Here is a 25,310-nt window from a genome sequence, read left to right on the forward strand (position 1 = left end):
CCGTGTCCGGTGACAACGCCGCCGTGGCCATCGTGCTGTTCACCGTGGCCGTGCGCCTCCTGCTGCTGCCGCTCGGCATCCGTCAGGCCCGCGCCGCACAGGTCCAGAAGCGCCTGGCGCCCAAGCTGGCCGAGGTGCGGAAGCGGTGGTCGCGCAACCCCGAGCGGCTGGCCAAGGAGACCACCAAGCTGTACGCGAAGGAAGGCACCTCGCCTTTCGCCACGATCCTCCCGGGATTGGGGCAGCTTCCGTTCATCTGGCTGATGTATCGGGTCGCCACGCACCCGACCGCCTTCCTGGGCCATGACCTGCTGGGCGCCCCTTTGGGGCAGCATGTGGCGGGAATCGTCACCAATTACGGTCTGGTTAGCGGGCCATTTTTGGTCTTTGCCGTGGTCATCGCGCTGATCGCGGTCGTGGCGTGGATTTCGGCTCGCAAAGTCAGCGCCACACTGCCCGACGATCAGCCCGCGCTGATCCGCAGGATCATGCCGCTGATGCCGTTCGGCACGGTGCTGGCCGCCGCGGTGATGCCACTGGCCGCGGCACTCTACCTGCTGATCTCCTCGGCGTGGGTCGTGGGAGAGCGCGCGATCCTGGCCGGCCGGCCACTGAGCGCGTAGCCGCTATCCAGCCTCTCGCAGTGCGTGGACCTGCCCGTTCATCAATCCGTTGGGGGCGTGCAAGATCGCCCACACCGTCGTGATGTCACCGTCGTGGCGGACTCCCCAGCTCTCCGCGACGTACTCGACGATGCCGAGCCCCCTGCCCCCGAGCGACGACAGAGTCGGCCGGCCGGCACGGGGCTCGGTGGCCGCGCCGCCATCGCTCACAGCGACCTCGATGTGTTCGTCGCTCCGCAGCCAGGCCACCCTGACCATGCCCGACGGCAGCGGATGCGCATGCCGTAGCGCGTTGCTCAGCAGCTCGCTCACCACGAGGACGGCATCGTCGATCGCGGTGGCGAAAACACCGCGATCCTGCAGGTCAGTGCTCAGACGCTGGCGGGCGACGGCGACACTGGACGGCGCGTACGGCAGTAGCACCACGCTTGACACACCCACCTCCCCGCTCCCAGTGCCCCCCACGGGAACACTCCCCGGTACGACCGAAATGCCCCGTTACTCGATCCCAGAAACCGCATCTCGATCACAGCTTGTACACATCGGACGATAGATCAGCGTAACCGTTACCACCTCGTTACCGCATCGGTGTGTCGGATCGGATAGAGGAAGCGTTGCCCAACACGAGCCGCATTCGAGTGCCTCCACCGGGTCGCGGATGAGCACTCACATCGCCGCCCTGAGCCCTGGCCAGACTGCGCACAATGTAGAGCCCGAGGCCGACTCCGCCGAACCTGCGGCGGTCACCGCTGTCGACCTGGACGAACCGCTCGAAGACCCGCTCCCGGTCCGGCGCGGCGATGCCCACGCCCTCATCGTCCACCACCACGACCACGGCGTCGTCCTCGGGCCAGGCGCCCACACTGATCAGGCCGCCCATCGGCGAGTACTTGAAGGCGTTCTCCAGCAGCTGGCCGAGGATGATGTCGGTGGCGAGCGCGTCGCCTCTGACGTACGGCAGCGCGTCGGGGATGGCCACCTCCACCCGGTGCCTGTCGGACAGCACGGGCAGCCCGAGCGTGGCCGCGTGGATCCGCTCGGCCAGATCGAACGCCTCGATGCGCACCGGCGGCTCGTCGGCGCCCGCCCTGGCGCCGAGCAGGAGGTGGTCCATGAGCTGGCCGAGCGACCTGGCCCGCTCGGCGATCGTGTGGACGGCGGAGCGCCGCTCGGTGTCGTTCAGCTTGTCCCAGCGCGCGTCGAGCGTGCTGGCGAACCCGCGCACGATCGTGATGGGCGTGCGCAGCTCATGACTGGTCGTGGCCAGGAACAGGTCCTTGGCCTCCTCCAGCTCCTTGGCCGTGGTCACGTCGCGGAAGTCGACGACCACCTCTCCGGTCTCCTCGATCTTGGCGCTGACCACGTCCAGCCAGCGCCCGCTCTCCAGCTGGTAGGTGAGCTTCTCTCCCGGGCTGGGCAGCGGGAAGGGCGGCGGCCCGCCGATGACGGCCTCTCCCGGCGTCGCGGTGAGCTCGGCGGCGGCCGGGTTCCACTGGCTGACCCGCCCGGCGCGGTCGAGCACGGCGATGCCGTCGGCGCTGGCGTCGAACACCGCCCGCTCGTGCGCCCGCTGACGTACGGCCTCCTGATAGGCCACCGCGTTGCCGACCGCGATGCCGGCGTGCCCGGCCAGCAGTTCCAGGAGTTCGAGCTCCAGATGACCGGGCTTGCGGTCGGCGAACAGCGCGTACAGGGCCCCGTAGGGACGGCCACCCACCGCGGCCAGGCCGAGCGCGATCGTGTGCAGCCCGTCGAGCTCGGCCCACACCAGGTCGCCGAGCCCCTGCGACTCCAGCATCACCGTCTTCCCGGTGCGTAAGAGCTTGCCGACCAGGCTGGTACGCAGCTCGGCCGTCACGTCCTTGAGCGAGTCGGGCAACTGGTGCGCGCTCACCAGCCGCAGCCGCTCGCCCTCGATGAGCACGAACCCGCCCGCGTCGGCGCCGGTCAACTCGGTCAGGCTGGCCGCGATGCGGTCGAGCACCGTGGACAGCTCCAGCTCGGCGTTGATGTCGCCGACCACGTCGGTGAGCCGGCGCACCAGCCGGGCCCGCCGCGCCATGCGGTTCCTGGCGGCCTCGTCGGCCTCAGTCAGATGGTGCACGAAGACGTAGCCCGCCACGGCGCTGCCCGTGAGCAGCGCGCTCGTGTCGACCCTCAGGTCGAGCACGGTGCCGTCCCTGCGCAACCGCTTGGTACGCAGCGACACCTGGCCGCCCGTACGCACCCGTTCGAGCACCGCGTTGTGCTCCGCTGTCAGCTCCCCCGGCACGATCGGCGCCCTGCGGCCCAGCATCTCCTCGGCCGACCAGCCGAAGAGCCGCTCCGCCGCCCGGTTCCAGACGAGTACGGTCTGGTCCCTGTCGAGCGCGACCACGGCGTTGGGCGAGCTGGCGAGCACCGCGCGAGCGATCTCATCGTCACTGCCTGCTCTGTCGTCACCCACACCTCCATAGTGCCTGTGGCGTGCGGCGTTCGTCGGGCGATCCGTCCGATACGCTGCGGGCACGGCCTTTCAGGGCGGCGGAAGAGGGTGACGGGTATGTCCAGTGGAGACCTCGATGCCCTGCTGCGGGTGACTTCCGCCACCTATCGCGGCGAGGTTCCGCCCGATGTGGCGTTCGGCACCTATGACGGCGCGGTCGGCCGGCTGGTGCTGGCGGTGAGCGGCAAGGGCATCGTGGCGTGCAGCTTCGAGTCGGAGGACACCGTCTTCGAGTTGGTCGTCCGGCATGTGGGCGCGTTCGTCGGGCCCGACCCCGGGCGGCTCGACCCGGTGCGCAGGGAGCTCGACGCCTACTTCTCCGGCCGCCTGCGGGCCTTCGCCACACCGGTGGACCTGTCCATCGCCACGACGTTCGCCCGTACGGTGCTGCAGAAGACCATGGCCGTGCCCTACGGCGAGACGGCGACCCTCGACGAGATCGGCGAGAGCATCGGCCGCCCGCGCGCGCTGCGCGCGGTCGGCAACGCGCTCAACGCCAACCCCGTCTGTGTGGTCGTGCCGTGCCACCGGATCGTGCCGGGCGACGGCGAGCTCGGCGACTACGCGGGCGGCCAGGCCGCCAAGCGTCATCTCCTCAACATCGAGAAACGCTCACGGGCCTGAGGTACGTACTCAACGACTCGTGATCGAGGCGCGCCTGGTCGCCCAGCCGATCGCCAGCGTCACCAGAGCCGCCACCAGAGCCGCGCCCAGGGCCCCGTTCATCCACGGCTGCCTGGTGAACCCGGTGGCCTCGCGTACGGCCGCCCAGAGGCCGTCCCACTGCGCGACCGTCGGCGTGGAGGTGGTCAGCCAGTAGGCCACGAAGCCGAGCGCCCAGGGCACCAGCATGGACCAGCGGGCGGGCGCGTCCTCGTCGGTGTTCCACCCCGAGGATCCGCCGAGCACGAAGTAGTCGACCGCCAGCACCGCGAACATCGGCACGAACACCGCCCCGATCACCCCCAGGAACGCCCCGTAGGAGTTCACGTCGACCACCAGCGCAATGGCGGTGGTCAGCACGCCGATGGCGATCGAGAAGACCCGCCGGTCGACGCGCGGCATGAGGTTCTGCAGGGACATGGTCGTGGAGTAGACGTTCGCGAACGACTGGTCGGCCTCCCGCAACACCAGGATCGCGAAGAACAGCGCGCCCAACGGCACCGCGACGAACGCCCCGAACACGGCCGTGCCGTCGGCGGCCACCGCCGCGGACCCGGCGATGGCCACCGCGTAGACGCCCAGCCCCAGGCAGGCGACCTGGGCCAGCGTGTAGCCGCCGACCACGCCCGCGAAGGCGGCCCGGCTCGACCTGGAGTGCCGGGCGAAGTCCGCCGCGATCGGCACCCACGAGACCGACAGCGCGATGACGTAGTCGACCGCGGGCGCGAACGCCGTCCACGACCCGCCGCCCTGCGGCGGAGCCTTCGACAGGAACGCCACCGCGAACCAGACCAGCGAGATGATCACTCCGATCGTGACGTAGCGCCGCAGCAGCCGGATCGACCCGAGCGGCCAGATGGTCAGCGACGTGGTCAGCGCCCCCGCCACCACCACCCACACCTGGTACGGCACCACGGCCCCGAAGATGGCCATCGCGCCCTTGGCGATCACCCACAGCTCGAAGGCGCCCCACCCGATCATCTGGACGATGTTGAGCACGGTCGGGATGTAGGACAGCCGCGCCCCGAACAACCCGCGCAGCAGCACCATCGCCGGCCGCCCGGTCTGCGTGCCCGGAATGGCCGACAGCCCCACCATGGCCGTGCCGACCAGGCTGCCGACGAGCGCGGCGAGCAGGGCCGCGCTCAGGCTGAGCGGGCTGCCACCGAGCGGGTCGAGCAGGAACAGCGCACCGCTGAACCCCAGCAGGCTCACGGCCAGGTTCGCCCACAGGGCCCCCTGGTCGAGCAGCCCGAGCGTCTTGGGGGGCGTCCCTTCGAGGGTCAGCGGGACTTCGTCGACGACATGCGTCATCTCACACTCCCTACGCCGGCATTACCCGGACAGGTTCATGCGGTCGGCGACAGGTCAGTCGCCCTCTCAGCCCGGTGCACCCCGAGCTCCCGCGGTTTGTGTAGTTGTCGAGCGGATTATGCCATCCGTCAGGCGACGAACGGCGGGCGCCCCGTCTCACTGACCATCGGGCGGCGCGCGCCCGCCCACGACTGCATGCCGCCGTCGACGTTGACCGCCTCGCGCCCGAGCTGGTTGAGCCAGGCCGCGACCTGGAACGACCGGCCGCCGACCCGGCAGACCACGTAGACGGTCCGGTCGCCCGGCACCTCCTCGACCCGCCCCTGGATCTGCGTCATCGGGATGTGCACCGCCTCGGGCGCGTGCCCGGCCACCCATTCGTCCTGTTCACGCACGTCGAGCAGGTAGGCGTCGGCGGGAACGTCGCTGGCCGGGATCTCTGGAACCGTCATGCCTCCATCATCTCGCGTCGCTGGTCATCTCGCGTCGCTGGTCATACGCGGCACGCGCCGTGGCGATCTCCTGCCGATGCTCCTCGGTCCAGGTGACCAGGCTCTTGATCGTCTGGTGCAGGGTCCGGCCGAGCGGCGTGAGCGCGTAGTCGACCCGCGGGGGCACGACGGGGTGGACCGTGCGGCTGACCAGGCCGTCGCGCTCCAGGTGGCGCAGGGTCACGCTGAGCATCCGCTGGCTGACCCCGTCGATCTCGCGGCGCAGCTGGGTGAAGCGCAGGCTCTGGCAGTCGAGCAGCGCGATGACCAGCAGCGACCACTTGTCGGCGACCCGGTCGAGTATCTGCCGGACCTCGCAGTCCTCCCTGGTGTCCCACTGCCACACGTCGTAGTCGTCGTCCACGGTGCTCTCGCAGTAACCGGGTGACTTAGAAGTGCCGTCTTCCATGACATTTCATACTGCCGGATGATTTGGACGGTTACCAGAGATAACCGAATGCCGATAAGTAACCGGGAGTTGACCATGTCCAAACGCGCTTGGGGCATGTTGATCGTGCTGTGCGGGGCCATCTTCATCGAGGGCACCGACGTGGCCATGCTGAACGTGGCCCTGCCGTCGATCAGGGCGGATCTGGGGCTGTCCACGGGCATGCTGAGCGGGGTGGTGAGCGCCTACGTCCTGGGCTGTGGCGGTTTCATCCTGCTCGGCGGCCGGGCGGCCGACCTGCTGGGCCGGCGCAGGATGTTCCTGCTCTGGCTCGGGGTGTTCGTGGTGTTCTCCGGGCTGGGCGGGTTCGCGACCGAGGGGTGGGTGCTGCTGGTCGCCAGGTTCCTCACCGGGGTCGCGGCCGCGTTCATGATGCCCGCCGGGCTGTCGCTGATCACCACGAGCTTCCCCGAGGGCAGGCAGCGCAACCGCGCGCTGCTGGTGTACGCGGGGACGGGGGCCGCCGGGTTCGCGCTCGGGCTGGTGATCGGTGGTCTGCTGAGCTCGATCGGCTGGCGCTGGGTCTTCTTCGCGCCCGTCCTCTTCTCGCTGGCGATCCTGATCGCCGCCGTCCCGCTGCTGAAGGAGCAGCCGACGCCCCGGCCCGCCGGCGGCGTCGACCTGGCCGGGGCCGCGACCATCACCGGCGCGATGACGCTGCTGGTCTACGGCCTGGTACGGCTGGAGCGCCCCGCCGACGGCCCGGCCTGGACCATCGGCGTGTTCGCGGGCGGAGTGGCGCTGCTGGCGGCGTTCGTGGCGATCGAGCGGCGGTCGGCCACGCCGCTCGTCCGCCTGGGCATCCTGCGCTCCGCGCCACTGGTGCGCGCCAACCTGGCGGCGCTGCTGCTCACCGCGTCGTTCTTCGGCTTCCAGTTCCTGGTCACGCTGTACCTACAGGAGTTGCGCGGCTGGTCCACCGTCCAGACCGGCCTGGCCCTGCTCGCCGCCGCCGCCGACGTGGTGCTCGCGCCGACGCTGACCCCGTGGCTGGTGCAGAGGTACGGGAACGCCCGGGTGATCTTCGGCGGCCTGCTGTCAGGGCTCGCGGCCTACGGCCTGTTCGTGGGGGTCGGGATGGACTGGTCGTACGCGGCCATGCTGCCGTCGATGCTGCTGATCGGGCTGATGTTCGCCTTCGTGTACGGCCCGCTCACGATCGTCGCCACGGAGGGCATCGCGGAGGACGAGCAGGGCTTGGCCGGTGGACTGCTGAACTCGGCCTTCCAGTTCGGCGCGGCGCTCGGGCTGTCCATGGTCACGGCGGTCAGCGTGGCGGCACTCGGCGACGCGACCTCCGCCGAGGCCGGACTGGCGGCCATCAGGACGGCGCTCCTGGTACCGCTGGCCGCCACGGCCGTCGCCGCGCTCATCATGGCCACCGGCCTACGCCGACGCCCGCCCACCCCTACGCACGAGGCCGACAGGTCAGGGGAGCCCGAGAAGCTCAAAGCGTGACCACCGGCGCGGAGGCGTGACGTCAGCAGGCGTTACTTCAGCAGGCGGGACAGACGGCGGTCGGCCAGCGGCTTGCCGCCCGTCTGGCAGGTGGGGCAGTACTGGAGCGAGGAATCCGCGAAGGACACCTCGCGGATCGTGTCGCCGCATACATCGCACGGCTGACCGGCGCGGTTGTGGACACGAAGGCCGGACTTCTTCTCCGCCTTGAGGTCCTTGGCGGCCAAGCCGTGCGCCCGCTCGACCGCCTCGCGCAGCGTGGTGACGATGGCCTCGTGCAGGTCGGCGATCTGGGCGTCGGTGAGGGTCGAGGCGATCTTGAACGGTGACATCTTAGCCGCGTGCAGCACCTCGTCGGAGTAGGCGTTGCCGATGCCCGCGATCACCTTCTGGTCGCGCAGCAGGCCCTTCACCTGGGTGCGGCTGCCGTTCAGGATGGCCTTGAGCGTGTCCACGGTGAAGGCGTCGTCGAGGGGGTCGGGGCCGAGGGCGGCGACCCCCGGCACGTCATTTGGATTTTTCGTGACATAGACGGCGAGGCGCTTCTGCGTTCCCGCCTCGGTCAGCTCGAACCCGGGCGCCAGGCCCTCGTCGTCGGGCGCCAGGCGTACCCGTACCGCCAACGGACCCTTGCCCGGACGGACCGGCTTCGCGCCCGAGAGATCCTCGCGCCAGCGCAGCCATCCCGCGCGGGCCAGGTGGATGACCAGGTGGAGGCCATCGCAGTCGAAGTCGAGGAACTTGCCATGCCTGGCCACGCCCGTGATGGTCAGCCCGCCGAGCGCGGTGACCGGCGGGTCGAACGTCTTGAGCGCCGAGAAGGCGACCACGTCGACGCCCAGGAGCGTGCGACCGACCGCCCGCTCGCGCAGGAAACCGGCGAGCGATTCCACTTCGGGGAGTTCAGGCATGCCACCAGGGTACGACGCACCTTCGTCCACAGCCTGTGGATAACTATGGGACATCCCAGAACGCCAGCTCGTGCGCCATCCCCTCACGGAACAGCGCCTCCGCCCGCGCGGGCTCGGGATCGGCCTGATCGATCATCTCGGCGATCCGCACGGTCAGCGCCGCGAAGCCGGGATCGGCGTAGGTCTCCACCCACCGCCGATAGCGCGGCTCGGCGGGCGAGTCCTCCGCCAACAGCCGGCCGAGCGTCGAATATCCCCACATGCACGGATAAAGCGCGGCCAGCCCTTCGCCATAGTCAGCAGCCGACTCCAGCAGGAACGCCGTGTAGGCCGCGCACGCCGGCCCCTTCCGCGCGCCTTCCAAGGTCGCCCCGAACGAGGCCGACAGCTCCCGGTGCAGGCTCAGCTCGTCATGGAAGGTCGTGTGCGCCAGGTCCACCAGATCGCCCAGATGCGCGGCCGGCGCCTGCCAGGCCAGCCGCGCGAACACCCGCACATAGTCCAGCAGGAACAGGTAGTCCTGCTCCAGCCACGACCGGAACACCGGCTCCGCCAGATCACCGCGCCCGATGCCGACGACCGTGGGATGCGCGAGCTGCGCGTCGAGGAGGGGGCGCCCGGCCGCGTGCAACTTCTCGGAGATACCCATGAGCGGCAGGGTACGAACGGTCCTTCGCATTCGCTAGGGAAACCTGAGGTTCTTGGCGCGGGGTTGGGTGGTGGGCTGAGGGGGCGATGGTGTCCGGCGAATGGGTCTCGCTCGCATGTTCTATTCAGCACGGCAAACTCTTGGCAGCGTTGTCGTTACACATAGTGCGGGTGGGGGTGGCGGGGATGCCGATCGTGCGGGACACGCATCGATGCCACCTCGCGTCGATGTCGTCTGGCGGCGGGGGCGGCGGGTGAGTGCGCTCACCGCGACCGCGACCTGCACCGCTCATGCCGCCACAGTCGAGGCGACCGGTGAGGTCGTCGCTCAGCCGCTCCTGGCACAGCGGGTCGCCTGGCTGAGCGGCCTGGTCCGTGATGTCACTGCCCGTATCGTCGCCAGCCGGTGGAGTGTGGCTGATCTGGATGCCTTGGCGTCCGGGCGGGGATTGGAGGGGCGGGTGTTGCCGTCGAAGGGCTGGACGGCTGTCCGCCGGCTGGGCTGGGGTGTGGGCCCGCGGCCGGGGGTGTATGTGTGCGATCGGGTGCTGCGCTGTGCGCAGGAGCAGGCCGCTCGCCTGTTGCGGCTGGCGGTGCACCGGCGCGCGGTGGTGGCGGCGATCGTGGCGACCTGGCCGCAGGATGCGGATACGCGCACCAACACCGAATGGGCGGCGTTGCGCGCTGTGCTGCCCGGCGGGGTGAGCGCAGCGGAGGTCCGTAACCGGACCCGGCAGGTCCGTGCCTACCTCGACGCGCATGCGGTGTTCCCGGCCGATCTGACCGAGTTGGAGGAGCCGCCGAAGGTGGCGGCGCAGGTGGTGCTGGCGGCGGCTGACCGGCAACTGCTCACCCTGCAGCGCACCGGCGAGCGCGACGCCCGGCTGCGGGTGAAACTGCCCCTGGCCGAGTCACCCACCTGCCGCGGGGACTGGGCCTGGCATGTGCTGCCGCTGGCGTTGCCGTCGACCGTCGCGCCGGAGGCGGCGTTGTGCACGCCCACTGTGCGGGTGAGCAAGGGCCGGGTGCGCATCGATCTGCCGTTCCAGATCCCGATCACTGTCGCGCCCGCCACCGGCCATACGGTCGGGTGCGGCTTTGACTGGGGCCTCAACACCCTGCTGACCGGAACGGTAGGGGAGCTGGGGCATTGCCCGGCCCCCGACCGGCTCACCGAGAAGGGCTGGGCCTGGGCGTACTGCCCGGCCTGCGGCCTGTCGTGTGACCGGGACCGGGCGGCGGCCGAGCGGATCGTCTCGCGTGGCCTGCTCGGCCAGAACGTCACCCGCACCCACCGCTCCACCGGCGCCCGCACCCTCGCCACCGTCGTGGAAGGCAACGTGGCCCGCGCCCGCCGACCGCGCAAACCCACCCGCGCCGCTCGTCGCGCCCGCCGCACCCGAACTGACCTGCACCCCCGACCAGCCGCACGCGACCGATCCAAGAACTGCCCCACCCCGAAACGCCCAACCCACACCCCCAACAACCCGATCAACAATTTGGCCGGCCGCTCAGCGAGCAACCCGGCCGACCAAGCAATGACCTCCAGCCGTGTGCCCGACAGGCGCACGGTGCCCGCCCCACCCCCTCCAGGGAGTGGACAGCGTCCGGCGGGCCATGCACCCGAGCCGGGACGGCACCAGCCGTACCGGACAGGGCATGTCAGGAACTGTCACCACCGGACCGGCTTCCACCACGCCAAAGCCACCCCCGTGCTCACACTCACCGAGCACCGGGACAGCCCACAGCAGACCACGCCCGTCCGGGTTGCCCGATTTCTTCAGACAACCACAGAGAATTCAAGACGCTAGTGTCAGGGAATGAGTGTGACGATCGCGGAAGAACTCCTCTTGCTCGCCTACAGCGAGAAGGAGGGCAAGCAGCTCATCAGCGCCAGCCAACTGGATCCGGCGCTCGGCGGCGCGATCCTCGCCGAGCTGGCGATCACCGAGCGGGTGGCCCTGACCGGCAAGAAGGTGTCCGTCGAGGACACCACGCCGCTGGGCGACGACGAACTCGACGCCGCGCTGGCCCGCATCGCGGAGGAGCGCAAGGAGCGCAAGCCCGACTGGTGGGTCCAGCGGTTCCACTCCACCAAGCTGCGCCGGCGCCTGCTCGTCCGGCTCGCCGAGACGGGCGTGCTGGCCGAGGAGCGCGGCAAGGTGCTCGGTATCTTCCCCACCACCCGCTGGCCGGAGGCCGACGGCAGCGTCGAGGCGGAGGTCAGGCAGCGCGTGAGCGGCGTCCTGGCGGGCGCCGAGCCCGACGGGCGCACGGCGGTGCTCATCGCCGTCATGCACGCCGCCAAGCTCGACCGCAAGGCGTTCCCCGGCGCGAACAAGGCCCGCATCAAGGAGATCTCCGAGGGCGACTGGGCGGGCGACGCGGTGGCCAAGACGATCGCCGCGATCAACTCGGTCATAGTGATCGCCGCCACCACCGCCGCCATCGGCGCCAGCACCGGCGCCACCTCAGGAAGCTAGCTCCAGCAAGAGTCGGCGGCCCCTCGTGACAGGACTCTCCCCCGAAGAAATTCCACCTTCGGGGGAGAGGAAGAACAGCGAGAAGACCAGAAGATGGGATCAGCCGGCGTCGAGGATCTCCTTCGGCACCGGCTTGTCCTCCTTGATCGCGTTGAACAGGGCGGTGGCCTTCTCCCTGTCCCACTTGACCGCGCTGCCGCCGCCCGCGATCTCGTTGCCGCCGAACGGCACGACCGTGGTCACCGGGCTGTCGCCCATGGCCAGGCCCAGCGAGAGCATGTCGAACGCGCCCGTGCTCGAATCGACCGCCACCGCGTCGGTGGCACTCATGGCCAGCGGGATCGAGGTGAACGGATTGATCAGTGTGCCGGGGCTGGCCGCCTTCTTCACGACCGCGCCGAGGAACTGGCGCTGGCGCTTGGTCCGTTCGAAGTCGGGCAGCGCGCCACCCTTGCGGGTACGGACGTAACCGAGCGCTTGGGCGCCCGTCAGCATCTGAACGCCCTTCTTGAGCTTCAGCCCGGCCTTGGGGTCGTCGACCGCGGCGCGGACGTTGATCTCGACGCCACCGACCGCGTCGACGATGTCCACGAACCCGGCGAAACCGATCTCCATGTAGTTGTCGATGCGCACCCCGGTGACGGACTCGATCGTCTGGGCGAGCAGCTTGGGGCCGCCGATGGCGTACGCGGCGTTGAGCTTGTTGCGGCCCTTGCCGGGGATGGTGACCGCCGAGTCGCGCGGCAGGCTGATGAGAGTCGGCTTGTCACTGCCCGCCGGGATGTGCAGCAGCATCATCGAGTCGGTGCGCTGGCCGGCCGCCTTGCCGGTGGCGAGCTTCTTGCGGTCGGCCGCCGACAGGCCCTTGCGGCTGTCGGAGCCGACGAGCAGCCAGTTGGTGCCCGGGGTGTCGGCGGGGTGGCCCTCACCGTCGAGCACGCCGGGGATCCCGGTCAGCCGAGAGTCGATCCAGAAGAACAGCCCCACGGCCGCCACGATCAGCAGTGCCACCACGGCGGCGACGATCTTCAGGACGGTGCGGCCCTTGATCCGCCTGCGCGGCGGCTTCGGTCCCGACGGGGTCGGCTCCGCCTTGGGCGTGAACGGCTTCATCGGGCCGCCGCCTGAGCGCTCGCGACCGTACACGCGCGAACTACCGGCGCGCGGCGCGTCGGAGGGCGACTGGTTCGTCGGCGGCGCCTGTTGAGCCGGCGGAGGGACCTGCTGCGTCGACGGAATGCGATGCGCGGGGGCACCACCCGACCGCGGCCCGTCGCCGTTCCTGCCCGGCAGCGGGCGACCATCGCCCGGCGAGCGCATGGCTCTCGTCCGGTCTTCCTCAGACACTTGGCCTCTTTCCCCTTCGGTTGTCATAGACGCTACGTCCAACCCCCCACCAGTGAAGACGTCTCGCCAAGGTTTTCCCACGGAAAAGTACGCAGAACTAGCGGAGCGTCACGTCGGAAACATTGCTGCCATCTGCATCGTTACGGTTTATGGACTTCCGCCATCGAAAGGATGATCGTGTCCGCCCCGGACCCTTGGAATATTCGCCCGTGCGGACGCACGGGATCCCCTGATCGCTCACCTCTTCGGAGCTCGTCCCGGTGAGCGCGTACCTCGGGCTCATCGCCCTCTTCCTGCTCACCGCCGCGACAGGTTACTTCGTCGCGCAGGAGTTCGCCTTCGTGGCCGCTGACCGGGGCCTCCTGCGCGAGCAGGCCGCCGCCGGCGACCAGGCCGCGGAGAAGGCCCTCCAGGTGACCTCCCGCCTGTCCTTCATGCTCTCCGGCGCGCAGCTCGGCATCACCGTCACCGCGCTGCTGGTCGGCTTCCTGGCCGAGCCCGCCATAGCGACGATCGTTCGTCCGTGGTTGACGGACACCGGCATGCCCGACGGCCTCATCACCGGCCTGTCCGTGGCCATCGGTGTGTTCGTCGCGACCATCGTCCAGATGGTCCTCGGCGAGTTGGCGCCCAAGAATCTCGGCATCGCCAGGCCGGAGGCCGTCGCCAAGTTCCTCGCCGGATCGACGCTGGTCTACCTGGCCGTGGTCGGCCCGGTGGTCCGCCTGTTCGACTCGGCGGCCACGGGACTGCTCAGGCGCATCGGCATCGAGCCCGTCGAGGAGGTGGAGCACGGCGCGACCCCCGAGGAGCTCTCGCGGATCATCGCCGAGTCCACCCTGGCGGGCGAGCTGCCGCCGCGGCTGTCGGAGCTGCTGGAGCGGGCGCTGGAGTTCGGCGATCGCAACGCGGAGGAGATCATGGTCCCGCGCCCGCGCGTGGTCGTGCTCCGCGACGCCCAGCCGATCTCCGACCTCGTGGAGGTCATACGCGAGTGCGGCCACTCCCGCTACCCGGTGCTCGGCGCCGACGGCGACGTGGTGGGTGTGACGGGCGTACGCGAGCTGATCACCTCCGGTCTCGAAGACGGCCCGATCATCGGCATCACCCGGCCCGCGGTGCTGGTGCCCGACTCGCTGCCGCTGCCGGCCGTACTGAACCAGATGCGCTCGGCCAAGGACGACTTGGTATGCGTGATCGACGAGTACGGCGACCTCGCCGGCGTCATCACCGTCGAGGACCTGGCGGAGGAGCTGGTCGGCGAGCTCATCGACGAGAACGACCCGGAGCCGGACGGCGCGGTCGCGCAGCCGGACGGCATCTGGGAGGTGCCGGGCCGGTTCAGGCTCGACGAGGTCGAGCGGGCCACCGGCGTCTCGCTGCCCGAGAGCGACGACTACGACACGCTCGCCGGGCTGGTCCTCGCCAGGCTGGGGCGCATGCCGGAGCCCGGTGACACCGTGACCGTCCCCGTCATTCCGGAGACGGATCCGTTCGCCGAGGACGAACAAGAGCACCAGGCCGAACTCACCGTCCTGTCCCTCAACCGCCGCGTCCCCGAATGGGTACGGCTGGCACCGGTCCAGCACGCGGAGGCCGTCCGATGACGATGATCCTGATCAGCCTGGCCCTACTACTGCTCAACGCGCTGTTCGTGGCGGCCGAGTTCGCCTTCGTCTCCGCCAAGCGGCACCGCCTGGAGGAGATGGCCGCCAACGGCAACCGCCTGGTGCGGATCACCGCGAAGTCGGCGGTGGGCGGCGGCCGGCGACTGTCCCTGATGCTGGCCGGCGCCCAGCTCGGCATCACGCTCTGCACGCTGGGCCTGGGCCAGGTCACCGAGCCCGCGATCGAGCACTACCTGGAACCGGTCTTCGCCGCCGTCGGCGTCCCCGAGTCGATGCGGATGCCGATCGCGCTGACCATCGCGCTGGCGTTGGTGACGTTCCTGCACATGGTGGTGGGCGAGATGGCGCCCAAGTCCTGGGCGCTGACCCACCCCGAGCGGGCCGCCCTGCTGCTGACGCTGCCCTTCCGCGGCTTCACGTCGCTGATGAGCCCGCTTCTGTCGGCGCTCAACGGCCTGACCAACGTGATCCTGCGCCTGTTCGGCGTGGTCCCACGTGACGAACTGGCCACCACCAGAACCCCACGCCAGCTCGCCATGCTCGTAGGAGAGTCGGGCCGGATGGGCCTCCTGGACAGAGAGGAGCATGACCTGCTCACCAGAGCCCTCCGCCTCCAGGCAGAGGGCATCGAGCGCCTCATGGTCCCCATCGACCAGGTGGTCACCGTGCCGGCGTCGGCCAACGCCGCGCGTATCAAGCAGGCGGCGGCGGAGAGCGGCCACCTACGCCTCCTGGTGGGCGCTCCAGAGGACGTACAGGGCGTGCTGCATGCCCGAGACGCCCTGATCAATCCCAACCGCGCAGCGGGCGACCTGGCCCGCCCGGTCCCCAAACTGCCGTGCGTCACTCAAGTCCCGGAGGCGGTGACAGCGCTCCAGGAGGCCCACGCCCACCTGGCCCTGGTCACGGACCAGGGCGGCACGATCATCGGAATGGTCAGCCTGACCGACCTGGTAGGCGAACTCCTCGACACCCGAGCAATGGCCGCCTAACCCCACGAGAACCCCACAAGTGTGGGCAACAACACACGCCCGGCCGGAAAGCCATCCGAAAGCGATCTGCAACCGGCCGGGCATACATTCCGACCGCGGCCCACAAGGTTCCCAAAAACAGGAGCCCCCGCCCCTTGCGATCCGGCCCCTCTTTCGCCACTGTGGGTCTGCCGCGTACAGCCAAAGACCCAGGACCGCTAGGGGCGATTTAACGCAGGAACGGCCCGTAACACAGGCATTAACGCAAGGAACCGCCCGAAGAGCACCACGGACGGTTTAAGGCAAGGATCCGACCGAAGAGCACCACAAGCGGGTTAACGCAAGGGATCGACCGAAGAGCACTACAAGCGGGCTAACGCAAGGGATCGACCGAAGAGCAACCACCAGCGGGTTTCCTGCTGGGGGTCCGGGGGTCGCCCCCCGGTGTAAACGACGAGGGGACCCGAGGGAAGCAAGCCCCCCGAAGGGGGGCTTGCTTCCCTCGGGTCCCCGTCAACGAGTGGGCGAGGAGGGATTTGAACCCTCACGTCCTTTCGGACACACGGACCTGAACCGTGCGCGTCTGCCGTTCCGCCACCCGCCCTTGTGGGTGCGGAGAAACAGTAGCACGGAACAGCCGCTGGTACTGAACCCGGATACGATCGCATAAGACACGGGAGCGGAGGAGCTGGGCGCGACAGCCGACGAGCGCCGGGAACCACCCGCGACGTGGGAGGAGCGGCGGCCAGGCGCGGTGCGCGTTTGGTGGCCGCGATCATATGCACGGAGGAAGGGAGGTACCCGGTGGGAGTCCTTCAGCGCTTCGAGCGAAGGCTCGAAGGCTTGGTTGAGGGGGCCTTTGCGCGGGCGTTCAAATCTGACCTTCAGCCGGTCGAGGTCGCCAGCGCGGTTCAGCGGGAGATGGATGAGCGTGCGGCGATCGTCGCTCAAGGTCGGACGCTCGTGCCCAACGACTTCGTGGTTGAACTGTCCACGACCGACAGCGAGCGGCTTGAGGTCTATGCCGACAGCATCAGCCACGAGCTGGCCAACCTCGCCAGGGAGTACGCCAAAGAACAGGGCTACTCCTTCGTGGGACCGGTCCGGGTTCGTTTCGAAACCGCCGCCGACCTGGCAGTGGGGTTGTTCCGCATCAGGTCGGGAGTCATCCGCGGCGCGACGGTGGAGCAGGACGAGATTCGCCAGCCGGCGAGTGATCTGCCACCATCCAGGCCCAACGCGTTCAACGGGCGGCCCCGGCTGCTCGTGTCCACTCAGGACGATCCGCAGGGCGACCGCTCCTACGAGCTCACCACTCCGGTGACCTTGCTGGGCAGGGGCACCGACTGCGATCTTCGTCTCGTCGACCCCGGCGTCTCTCGCCACCACGCGGAGTTGCGCGTCGAGGGTCAGCTAGTCGCCCTAGTCGATCTCGGATCGACGAACGGCACGTTCGTCAATGGCCAGCCGGTACGCAGAGTCGAGCTCCAGAACGGCACGCGAGTGACCCTGGGGCGTACGACACTGGTGTTCCGGCGCGATTAGGGGTAGACAGACGGTCCATGTCCGAGCTCACGCTGCTGCTGATCCGGCTCGCCTTCCTGGCTGTGCTGTGGTTCTTCGTCATTGCCGCAGTCGGCGTGATCCGGACAGACTTGTTCGGATCACGTACGGCCCCCGCGGGTCCACGCAAGGGCATCAAGCCCACCAAACCGGCGGCTAAGCCGAAGAATAAGAAGGGCGAGCCACGCCAGCTCGTTGTGACGGGTGGCCCGCTGCAAGGCACCACCATTAATCTCACGGAGACGCCCATCACCATTGGCCGGGCGAACGACGCCACGCTGGTAGTCACCGACGACTACGCTTCCAGCCGGCATGCCCGGCTCTTCCCTCAGGACGGTCAGTGGATCGTGGAAGATCTCGGTTCGACCAACGGCACATATCTCGACCGCTCAAAAGTCACCCGCCCGACCCCGGTGCCGCTCGGTGTTCCGATCCGCGTCGGCAAGACAGTCATTGAATTGCGCAAATGACCATCGCACTCCGCTACGCCGCCCGCTCGGACGTCGGCCTCCTCCGCGAAGGAAACGAGGACTCGGCGTACGCAAGCGGCCGTCTGCTAGCCGTCGCAGACGGTATGGGCGGACACGCACACGGTGAGGTGGCGAGTTCTGTCGCCATCGCCGCAATGGCCTCTCTCGACGAGGCCCAACAGGGTGGTGACCTGCTCAACGCCATCGAGGCAGCGGTACGCGACGCCAACCGCAAGCTGCACGAGATGGTGGGCCGGGATCCCAGCCTCAAGGGCATGGGCACCACGCTGACCGCCATGCTCTGGAACGGCACCTCGGTGGCCCTGGTGCACGTCGGCGACTCGCGCGCCTACCTGCTCAGACGCGGGGAGCTCTACCAGATCACCCACGACCACACGCTGGTGCAGCAGTTGGTCGACGACGGGCGCATCACGCCTGAGGAGGCCGCGACACACCCGCAGCGCTCGATCCTGCTGCGGGCACTCGACGGGAGCGGCGAGGTCGATCCCGACCTCACGTTGCGCGAGGCGCAGGTGGGCGACCGTTATCTCCTCTGCTCCGACGGCCTGTCCGGAGTGGTGAGCGCGGAGACCCTGCATGCCACGCTGACCAACATCGACGACCCGGAAGAGGTCGTTCGCCAGCTGATCGACCTGGCCAACCGGGGCGGTGGGCCCGACAACATCACCTGCGTCCTGGCCGACGTGCTGGAGCTCACTGAAGGGCAGCAGGCGCCCACCACCGAGTCGGCGACCGTCGGGGCGGCGGGCATGACCCGCCTGCGGTTCGAAGCGCACGACACCTCGCCGGGCCGGCCGGGCGCGGTGACCGCGCCCCAGCCGGTGCTCACCGACGACGACTTCGACGAGCCGGGCCCGCAGGCGGCCCGGCGGCCGGTCAAGCGGCGCCGGGCCTGGCCCATGCTGGTCTCGGTCCTGGGTGTGGCCGTCGTCGCCATTGGCGCCGGCGGCTATTTCGGCTGGCAGTGGACCCAGGACCAGTTCTTCGTCGGAGCCAAGGGCGACGAGGTGGTGGTGTTCCGGGGCATCCGCCAGGAGGTGGGGCCGTTCGAGTTCTTCTCGGTCGCCCAGCACACCGGCAAGCCGCTCTCCCAGCTCTCCGAGCCCGACCAGGCGCTGATCAAGGGCGGCATCGAGGTCAAGACCCTGGCGGAAGGCATGACGAAGATCAACGGTTTCAAGACCACCGCGGAGCCGACCGACCAGAAGGCCGCCACCCCGACCGCGACCGCCTCGCCCAGCGCGAGCGCGACGAAGACGAAGGCGAAACCGCAGTAGATGAGTGAAGTGGCGGAAGCCCCCGTCCTCATGCCGGCCAAGCGGCGTGGGGCCCAGCTGGCCATGCTCGGGTTCGCGGTCGTGATCGTCATGGGCGCCTATGCCAACGTCGGGCTGGCGCTCGACGGCGCGATCCCCTCGGGCATGCTGACCTACGGCCTGGGGCTGGGCGGGTTCATGCTGGCCGCCTATCTGGTGCTCGCCAAGTTCGCGCCATGGGCCGACCCCTTGATCCTCCCGCTGGTCACGGTGGTCAACGGCATCGGCCTGGTGATGATCTACCGAATCGAGGCCTCGGGCGCGAGAGGCACCGGCGGCGCGTCCGCCACCAACCAGCTGATCATGACCGGCGCGGGCGTGGTCCTGTTCGCCATCACGCTGGTCGTGCTGCGCGACCACCGCACGCTGCAGCGCCTGACCTACACCGCGGGCTTCGCCGGGCTGTTCCTGCTGATCTCCCCGCTGATTCCCGGGCTGGGCAAGAGCGTCAACGGCGCCACCATCTGGATCGGTTTCGGCCCCGCCATCATCCAGCCCGCGGAGCTGGCCAAGATCGCTCTGGTCATCTTCTTCGCCGGCTACCTCGTGGCCAAGCGCGACGTGCTGGCCCTGGCCGGACGCCGGCTGCTCTTCATCGATCTGCCCCGCGCCCGCGACCTCGGACCGGTGCTCATCACCTGGGCGGTCAGCCTGGGTGTGCTCGTGCTGCAGAAGGACCTGGGCTCCTCGCTGCTGCTGTTCGGCACGTTCATCGTGATGCTGTACGTCGCCACCCAGCGCACCTCCTGGGTGCTGATCGGCATCCTGCTGTTCGTCGGCGGCGCGTTCCTCGCCAGCCAGATCTTCGACCACGTGCACGCCCGCATCGAGGTCTGGCTCGACCCGGGAAACGACGAGTTCTTCAACCGCGAGCTCGGCGGCAGCGCGCAGCTCATGCAAGGCCTGTTCGCGATGGGCGCGGGCGGCATCCTCGGCACCGGCCTCGGCCAGGGCCACCCCTACCTCATCCCGCTGTCGTTCTCCGACTTCATCTTCACCGCGACCGGCGAGGAACTCGGTCTGACCGGCCTGATGGCGCTGCTCATGGTCTACGCGCTGATCGTGCAGCGAGGGCTGCGCACCGCGCTCGCGGCCCGCGACCCCTACTCCAAGCTGCTGGCCGGCGGCCTGTCGTTCATCCTGGCCTGGCAGGTCTTCATCATCGTCGGCGGCGTGACGAACCTCATCCCCCTGACCGGCCTGGTCACCCCGTTCATGTCTCAGGGTGGCTCGGCATTGCTCGCTAACTGGATCCTTATCGCGCTATTGGTACGCATGTCAGACTCGGCACGGCGACCTCCGCCCCAGGCGATCCAGAACGAGGGAATGACGCAGGTGTTCCAGCGATGAACGGCACTCTGAAGCGTGCGGCCGTGGCCTGCCTGGTCATGTTCGCGCTTCTGATGATCAACGTGAACGTTGTGCAGGCCGTACGGGTGGAGCAATACAGCAAAGACCCCCGCAACCAGCGCAACTACTACGCGCGCTACGCCGTGGAACGCGGTCGCATCACCGCCGGCGGCAAGGTGATCCTGGCGCAGTCGGTGGAGAAGAAGGACGGCGACTTCCGCTTCCTCAGGAAATACCCCGACGGCAAGCTCTACGCGCACGTCACCGGCTTCTTCTCGCCGGAGAGCGAGTCCAACATCGAGCGCTCCGAGAACAAATGGCTCGACGGCTCCAGCCCCGACCTGCTGCTGCGCCGGAGCATCGACCTGTTCACCGGTGAACCCACCAGGGGCGCCAACGTCGACGTGACGATCAACCCCAAGGCCCAGCAGGCGGCCTACGACGCACTGCGCGAGAGCGGCAAGCGGGGCGCGGTCGTCGCGCTCGACCCGAAGACCGGGGCGATCCTGGCGATGGTGTCGCTGCCCACCTACGACCCGGCCGAGCTCTCGGGCACCAACAAGGGCGAGGTGTTCCCCCTCTACGACAAGCTGGCCAAGGACAAGGGCCAGCCGCTGCTCAACCGCAACATCGACCGCACCTACCCGCCCGGCTCCACGTTCAAGGTGGTGACCGCGGCGGCCTACCTCGAAGACGACTCCAGCCGCGGCCCCCAGACGGTCGTGGACGCCCCGCAGCGCCTCCCGCTGCCCGGCACCAACATCAGCCTGCCCAACTACGGCGGCGCGGCCTGCGGAGCCGGGAAGGTCCCGCTGGTCTACGCGCTGGAGAAGTCCTGCAACACGCCGTTCGGCCAGATCGGCATGGACCTCGGCTACGACAAGATGCAGAAGCAGGCGGAGAAGTTCGGCATGGGGACGCAGATCGGCATTCCGATGTCGGTGGCCCAGAGCTCCTTCGGCCCCAAGGAGGACAAGGCGGCCATCGCCATGTCCTCCATCGGCCAGCGCAGCAACCAGATGACGCCGCTGCAGATGGCCATGATCGCCGCGGGCATCGCCAACGACGGCAAGGTCATGAAGCCGTACCTGGTCAACAAGATCACTGACTCCAAGGGCGACTCGGTCGAGGACGCCAAGCCCGAGGAGCTGTCGGAGGCGGTCAGCTCCGAGACGGCGGGCAAGCTGCGCGAGATGATGGTCAGCGTCGTCAACAACGGCACCGCCAACCTGGCGCAGATCCCCGGCGTCGACGTGGCGGGCAAGACCGGCACCGCTGAGACGTCCAACGGCCAGCCGCCGCACGCCTGGTTCATCAGTTTCGCGCCGGCCAACGACCCGAAGGTCGCGGTCGCGATCATCGTCGAGTCGGGCGCGGCCAACGTCGGCGCCGAGGCGACGGGCGGCCACACCGCCGCGCCGATCGGCAAAGCCGTGATGGAGGCGGTGCTGAACAAGTGATGACCGCTACTCTGCTGGATCATGCGGCTCGGTAACCGCTACCTCTTGCTCTCCCGCATCGCCTCGGGCGGTATGGGGGATGTCTGGCGTGCTCGTGACGAGTTGCTGGGCCGTGAGGTCGCGGTCAAGGTGCTGCGCAGTCACATCCAGGACGACCAGTCCTTCCGCGGCCGCTTCCGCAACGAGGCCAGGATCACGGCCGCCCTGGCCGACCCCGGCATCGCGCAGATCTTCGACTACGGCGAGCAGCGCGACCTGGCCTACCTGGTGATGGAGCTGGTGCACGGCGAGCCGCTGTCCGCCATCCTGACCCGCAACGGCTCGCTCATGCCCGAAGTGGCGCTCGACGTCGTGCACCAGACGGCCAAGGCGCTGCACGCCGCCCACTCGGCGGGGGTCATCCACCGCGACATCAAGCCCGGCAACCTGCTCGTCACGCCCGAGGGCACCATCAAGGTGACCGACTTCGGCATCGCCCGCGCCATGGAGTCGGCTCCGGTGACGCTGACGGGCACCGTGCTCGGCACGGCCCAATACGTCAGCCCGGAGCAGGCACAGGGTCTGCCTCTCACCCCGTCGACCGACCTCTACTCGCTTGGCGTGGTGGCCTACGAGTGCCTGTCGGGGCGCACGCCGTTCCAGGCAGAAGGGCCGGTGGCGATCGCGCTCATGCACCTCAACGACCCGCCGCCACCGCTCGGCGTCGACGTGCCCGCGGCGGTGCGCGAGCTGGTCATGGTGCTGCTGTCCAAGGACCCGCGGCAGCGGCCCACGTCGGCCATGGAGGTCGCCGACCGCTCCCAGCGGCTGGGCCAGTCGCTGGCCGCCAACAAGTCGGGTGCCGAGCTCAGCATGCTCACCGATCCGGCGGGCTTCCGCGTACGCCAGCAGGAAGAGGGCGCCCGGGGCCGGCAGGGGCAGGAGGGCTTCCAAGAGTGGCGGCGGCAGGGAGAGGGCTCTGTCACCGACGACCTCGCCGCGCCGACTGCCACGACGCTGCGCTCACCGTCCCCCGGCTCGATCGCCGGGCGGCCCGGTGCGGCGCCCGCCCCACCCCGGCGCCGCAGGGGCAGGCTGACGCTGGCGCTGTTCGCCAGCGCGGGCTGCGCCGCCGCAGTCGGGCTCAGCGCCTTCACTTTCATGGACCGCGAGGCGGTGCCCAGCCAGCCCAGCATCGCCGACCCGTCGGAGTCGGTGAGCGTGACTCCGGTATGGAAGCCGTCCAAGACCAAGACTCACACTCGACGACCTCCCGTCGTTACGGTGAAGTCGAAGAGGCCGGTACCCTCACGGTCGGCTACGGTAAGCGTGTCGGCAACTCCATCCAGGAAGCCAACCCCCAAGTCCACCCCGACAACCCGTACCCCGACTCCCACACCGACCCCCAGGCCCACCACTACACCGACAACTCCGACACCAAGTGCTTCGCCTGACCCGGGTGTCACAAACCCGCCGAAGGAGGAGACGTGATGCGCCACGGGGTCGATGATGGACACCGGCGGCCCGCGAGCAGGCCGGTACCCAAGATGAACGGTAAGGGACAGTGCAGGAAATGACTCAGCCTCGGCGACTCGGAGGTCGTTACGAGCTCGACGGCGTCGTCGGGCGCGGCGGCATGGCCGAGGTCTATCGCGCCCGAGACATCCGGCTGGACCGCGTAGTCGCGATCAAGACCCTCCGCTCTGACTTGGCGCGCGATCACACCTTCCAGGCGCGGTTCCGCCGTGAGGCGCAGTCCGCGGCCTCGCTGAACCACCCGGCGGTCGTCGCGGTCTACGACACCGGCGAGGACGTCAGCGAGGGCGCCCCGGTGCCCTACATCGTGATGGAGTACGTCGACGGCAGGACGCTGCGCGACCTGCTGCGGGCCGACCGGCGGCTGTTGCCGGAGCGGGCGGCCGAGCTGGTCGACGGCATCCTGCGGGCGCTGGACTACAGCCACCGCGGCGGCATCGTGCACCGCGACATCAAACCGGCCAACGTCATGATCACTCGCAATGGCGACGTCAAGGTGATGGACTTCGGCATCGCCCGCGCGATGGCCGACTCGGCCGCGACGATGACGCAGACGGCGCAGGTGATAGGGACCGCCCAATACCTGTCGCCCGAGCAGGCGCGCGGTGAGCGGGTCGACGCCCGCAGCGACATCTACTCCACCGGGTGCGTGTTCTACGAGCTGCTCACCGGCCAGCCGCCGTTCACCGGCGACTCCCCCGTGGCGATCGCCTACCAGCACGTACGCGAGGAGCCCATCCCGCCGTCGCAGATCGACCCCGAGATCCCCGCGTGGTGCGACGCGATCGTCCTGAAGGCCATGGCCAAGGACCCCGCGCATCGCTACCAGAACGCGGGCGAGATGCGGGCCGACATCCAGCGGGCGATGTCCGGCATGCCGGTCGACGCCCAGACGATGGCGATGACCAGCAACTACGGTGCGGGCACCCGCATGATGACGGCCACCCAGTCCGCCACCGGCCCGGCCACTCAGGGCACCCGCGCGGTGCCCCCCTACGAGTACGACGACGGCGGGCACGGCGGCCGGGGCGGCCGGCGGCGCGCCAACAGCGGCGGCGGCAACACCGCGCTCAAGACCGCGGCCTGGATCGTCATCCCTCTCCTGATCATCGGCGCGTTCATCGGCGTCGGTTACGCGGTGTTCAGCAGCGGCGGCGACAAGCCCACGGGCGAGATCAAGGTCCCCTCGCTCGCCGCGCAGCGCCTGCAGGCCGCCCAGGCCCAGCTCACCACTTTGGGGCTGAAGGCCGAGGTGGTGAAGGAGGCCAGCGCCGAGTACGACAAAGACACCGTGATCAGGACCGAGCCCGCCGAAGGCACCAGTGTGGCGAAGGACTCCACGGTCAAGCTGGTCGTGTCCAAGGGCCCGCCGAAGGTGAAGGTCCCCGACGGGCTGATCGGCGCCACGACCGCGGAGGCCAACGACATCCTTGAGAAGGCCGGGCTGACCGGCACGGTCAAGACCAAGGTCTCCAGCAAGCCGCAGGGCAAGGTCATCGAGACCGATCCCAAGGCCGGCGAGGAGGTCGAGAAGGATGGCACCGTCACGCTTTACGTGCCCAAGGAGCAGATCGCCATCCCCAGCGTGATCGGCCTGACCCAGCAGGACGCCACCAAGACGCTCAGGGCGTCAGGCTTCAAGGTCAGAGCGGTCCAGCAGGCGAATGAGCAGCCTGAGGGCACTGTCATCCAGCAGAACCCCGAGGCGGGCACACCGCAGAACCCCGGCACCACCATAACGATCGTGGTCTCCACGGGTCCGGAGCAGCAGCCGACCGACCAGCCGACGGACCAGCCGCAGCCGACCGATCAGCCGACGGACGGCCAGCCGACCGATCAACCGACGGACGACCAGCCGACCGACGACTCACCGATCGACGACGGCAGCATCGAAGGCTGACCCGCGAGGCGTTGAGCAGAGCCCGGCGCCAGGGCCGCCCTCCCACACCGGGAGGGCGGCTCTGGCACATCGGGCACGAAAGAGTCGGCGCGATCCGATGGCGCGGCACGCGCTGCCCGATGGCGGGGCGTCAACGGCGCAAACACCGGCGGAAGCGCGGCGCGAGCCCCAGCGCGAGAACGGCGCGAAAAAAGCGCCCCCGCCGCTCGGGGGCAACGGCGGGGACGCTCATCTGTCTGTCGTCC

The 25,310-nt window shown here is 69.2% G+C and carries 22 protein-coding genes, 1 tRNA gene and 1 riboswitch; of the genes, 14 read left to right on the forward strand and 9 right to left on the reverse strand.

What is annotated here, in order from left to right; all coding sequences use genetic code 11:
* Positions 1 to 23: 23 nt before the first annotated feature.
* Positions 24 to 623 (forward strand): membrane protein insertase YidC, encoded by a 600-nt coding sequence (gene yidC / locus AB0J16_RS03015; protein WP_358534034.1) that lies wholly within the window; start codon positions 24 to 26, stop codon positions 621 to 623.
* 3 nt (positions 624 to 626) lie between these two features.
* Here yidC and AB0J16_RS03020 read toward each other — a convergent pair whose 3' ends face one another.
* Positions 627 to 1,058, reverse strand: coding sequence for an ATP-binding protein (locus tag AB0J16_RS03020; RefSeq protein ID WP_357938397.1), 432 nt, complete (start codon positions 1,056 to 1,058; stop codon positions 627 to 629).
* A gap of 142 nt (positions 1,059 to 1,200) precedes the next feature.
* On the reverse strand, positions 1,201 to 3,069 hold the full coding sequence (locus AB0J16_RS03025; RefSeq protein WP_358534037.1) for a PAS domain-containing sensor histidine kinase: 1,869 nt from the start codon (positions 3,067 to 3,069) through the stop codon (positions 1,201 to 1,203).
* A 96-nt stretch (positions 3,070 to 3,165) separates the two neighbouring features.
* Here AB0J16_RS03025 and AB0J16_RS03030 point away from each other — a divergent pair, with 96 nt between their 5' ends.
* Complete coding sequence (locus AB0J16_RS03030; RefSeq protein ID WP_357938393.1) at positions 3,166 to 3,732, forward strand: methylated-DNA--[protein]-cysteine S-methyltransferase; 567 nt, start codon at positions 3,166 to 3,168, stop codon at positions 3,730 to 3,732.
* 9 nt (positions 3,733 to 3,741) lie between these two features.
* Here AB0J16_RS03030 and AB0J16_RS03035 read toward each other — a convergent pair whose 3' ends face one another.
* The 3 genes from AB0J16_RS03035 to AB0J16_RS03045 form a co-directional block, all read right to left on the reverse strand.
* Positions 3,742 to 5,085 carry a cytosine permease gene (locus tag AB0J16_RS03035; protein ID WP_358534042.1) on the reverse strand — a complete coding sequence of 448 codons (1,344 nt, stop codon included), beginning with the start codon at positions 5,083 to 5,085 and terminating at the stop codon, positions 3,742 to 3,744.
* Positions 5,076 to 5,188: riboswitch (TPP riboswitch) on the reverse strand. It overlaps the preceding gene by 10 nt.
* Before the next feature lie 25 nt (positions 5,189 to 5,213).
* The gene (locus AB0J16_RS03040; protein ID WP_357938389.1) at positions 5,214 to 5,537 is read right to left on the reverse strand and encodes a rhodanese-like domain-containing protein; all 324 of its coding nucleotides are present in this window, start codon (positions 5,535 to 5,537) and stop codon (positions 5,214 to 5,216) included.
* Positions 5,538 to 5,544: 7 nt separating this feature from the next.
* Positions 5,545 to 5,985, reverse strand: coding sequence for a helix-turn-helix domain-containing protein (locus tag AB0J16_RS03045; protein ID WP_358534044.1), 441 nt, complete (start codon positions 5,983 to 5,985; stop codon positions 5,545 to 5,547).
* A 75-nt stretch (positions 5,986 to 6,060) separates the two neighbouring features.
* Between AB0J16_RS03045 and AB0J16_RS03050 the strand changes: the two genes are divergently transcribed.
* Complete coding sequence (locus AB0J16_RS03050; protein WP_358534048.1) at positions 6,061 to 7,482, forward strand: MFS transporter; 1,422 nt, start codon at positions 6,061 to 6,063, stop codon at positions 7,480 to 7,482.
* A 32-nt stretch (positions 7,483 to 7,514) separates the two neighbouring features.
* On the opposite strand, the gene AB0J16_RS03055 is transcribed toward AB0J16_RS03050, so the two are convergent.
* Together AB0J16_RS03055 and AB0J16_RS03060 are read right to left on the reverse strand one after the other, a co-directional pair.
* Entirely contained in the window at positions 7,515 to 8,393 is an 879-nt protein-coding gene (locus tag AB0J16_RS03055; RefSeq protein ID WP_358534051.1) for a DNA-formamidopyrimidine glycosylase family protein, read from the reverse strand.
* Between the two features lie 43 nt (positions 8,394 to 8,436).
* Complete coding sequence (locus tag AB0J16_RS03060; protein ID WP_358534054.1) at positions 8,437 to 9,042, reverse strand: transcriptional regulator; 606 nt, start codon at positions 9,040 to 9,042, stop codon at positions 8,437 to 8,439.
* 211 nt (positions 9,043 to 9,253) lie between these two features.
* On the opposite strand from AB0J16_RS03060, the gene AB0J16_RS03065 reads away from it, so the two are divergent.
* Both AB0J16_RS03065 and AB0J16_RS03070 read left to right on the forward strand, forming a co-directional pair.
* Entirely contained in the window at positions 9,254 to 10,852 is a 1,599-nt protein-coding gene (locus AB0J16_RS03065) for a hypothetical protein (protein ID WP_358534057.1), read from the forward strand.
* A 9-nt stretch (positions 10,853 to 10,861) separates the two neighbouring features.
* Positions 10,862 to 11,524, forward strand: a complete 663-nt coding sequence (locus AB0J16_RS03070) for a GPP34 family phosphoprotein (RefSeq protein ID WP_358534060.1) — start codon at positions 10,862 to 10,864, stop codon at positions 11,522 to 11,524.
* A 99-nt stretch (positions 11,525 to 11,623) separates the two neighbouring features.
* Here AB0J16_RS03070 and AB0J16_RS03075 read toward each other — a convergent pair whose 3' ends face one another.
* Complete coding sequence (locus AB0J16_RS03075; protein WP_358534063.1) at positions 11,624 to 12,871, reverse strand: LCP family protein; 1,248 nt, start codon at positions 12,869 to 12,871, stop codon at positions 11,624 to 11,626.
* A gap of 260 nt (positions 12,872 to 13,131) precedes the next feature.
* On the opposite strand from AB0J16_RS03075, the gene AB0J16_RS03080 reads away from it, so the two are divergent.
* Positions 13,132 to 14,478: a hemolysin family protein gene (locus AB0J16_RS03080; RefSeq protein WP_358534066.1), complete on the forward strand. Its 1,347-nt coding sequence runs from the start codon at positions 13,132 to 13,134 to the stop codon at positions 14,476 to 14,478.
* The gene (locus AB0J16_RS03085; RefSeq protein WP_358534069.1) at positions 14,475 to 15,491 is read left to right on the forward strand and encodes a hemolysin family protein; all 1,017 of its coding nucleotides are present in this window, start codon (positions 14,475 to 14,477) and stop codon (positions 15,489 to 15,491) included. The genes AB0J16_RS03080 and AB0J16_RS03085 overlap by 4 nt, the downstream gene beginning before the upstream one ends.
* Before the next feature lie 500 nt (positions 15,492 to 15,991).
* On the opposite strand, the gene AB0J16_RS03090 is transcribed toward AB0J16_RS03085, so the two are convergent.
* Positions 15,992 to 16,074: transfer RNA gene (locus AB0J16_RS03090), tRNA-Leu, on the reverse strand.
* Between the two features lie 200 nt (positions 16,075 to 16,274).
* Between AB0J16_RS03090 and AB0J16_RS03095 the strand changes: the two genes are divergently transcribed.
* The 7 genes from AB0J16_RS03095 (at position 16,275) to pknB (ending at position 25,065) form a co-directional block, all read left to right on the forward strand.
* Positions 16,275 to 17,015 (forward strand): DUF3662 and FHA domain-containing protein, encoded by a 741-nt coding sequence (locus tag AB0J16_RS03095; RefSeq protein WP_214635378.1) that lies wholly within the window; start codon positions 16,275 to 16,277, stop codon positions 17,013 to 17,015.
* A 17-nt stretch (positions 17,016 to 17,032) separates the two neighbouring features.
* Positions 17,033 to 17,503: an FHA domain-containing protein gene (locus AB0J16_RS03100; RefSeq protein WP_214635377.1), complete on the forward strand. Its 471-nt coding sequence runs from the start codon at positions 17,033 to 17,035 to the stop codon at positions 17,501 to 17,503.
* On the forward strand, positions 17,500 to 18,801 hold the full coding sequence (locus tag AB0J16_RS03105; protein ID WP_358534073.1) for a Stp1/IreP family PP2C-type Ser/Thr phosphatase: 1,302 nt from the start codon (positions 17,500 to 17,502) through the stop codon (positions 18,799 to 18,801). The genes AB0J16_RS03100 and AB0J16_RS03105 overlap by 4 nt, the downstream gene beginning before the upstream one ends.
* Positions 18,802 to 20,190, forward strand: a complete 1,389-nt coding sequence (locus AB0J16_RS03110; RefSeq protein ID WP_358534075.1) for an FtsW/RodA/SpoVE family cell cycle protein — start codon at positions 18,802 to 18,804, stop codon at positions 20,188 to 20,190.
* Positions 20,187 to 21,650 carry a penicillin-binding protein 2 gene (locus tag AB0J16_RS03115; RefSeq protein WP_358534077.1) on the forward strand — a complete coding sequence of 488 codons (1,464 nt, stop codon included), beginning with the start codon at positions 20,187 to 20,189 and terminating at the stop codon, positions 21,648 to 21,650. The genes AB0J16_RS03110 and AB0J16_RS03115 overlap by 4 nt, the downstream gene beginning before the upstream one ends.
* Before the next feature lie 21 nt (positions 21,651 to 21,671).
* Positions 21,672 to 23,120, forward strand: coding sequence for a serine/threonine-protein kinase (locus tag AB0J16_RS03120; protein ID WP_358534080.1), 1,449 nt, complete (start codon positions 21,672 to 21,674; stop codon positions 23,118 to 23,120).
* Between the two features lie 82 nt (positions 23,121 to 23,202).
* Positions 23,203 to 25,065, forward strand: coding sequence for a Stk1 family PASTA domain-containing Ser/Thr kinase (pknB, locus tag AB0J16_RS03125; protein WP_358534083.1), 1,863 nt, complete (start codon positions 23,203 to 23,205; stop codon positions 25,063 to 25,065).
* Positions 25,066 to 25,310: the final 245 nt, after the last annotated feature.

This window comes from Nonomuraea sp. NPDC049750 (genome assembly GCF_040659625.1).
Taxonomy (GTDB): domain Bacteria; phylum Actinomycetota; class Actinomycetes; order Streptosporangiales; family Streptosporangiaceae; genus Nonomuraea.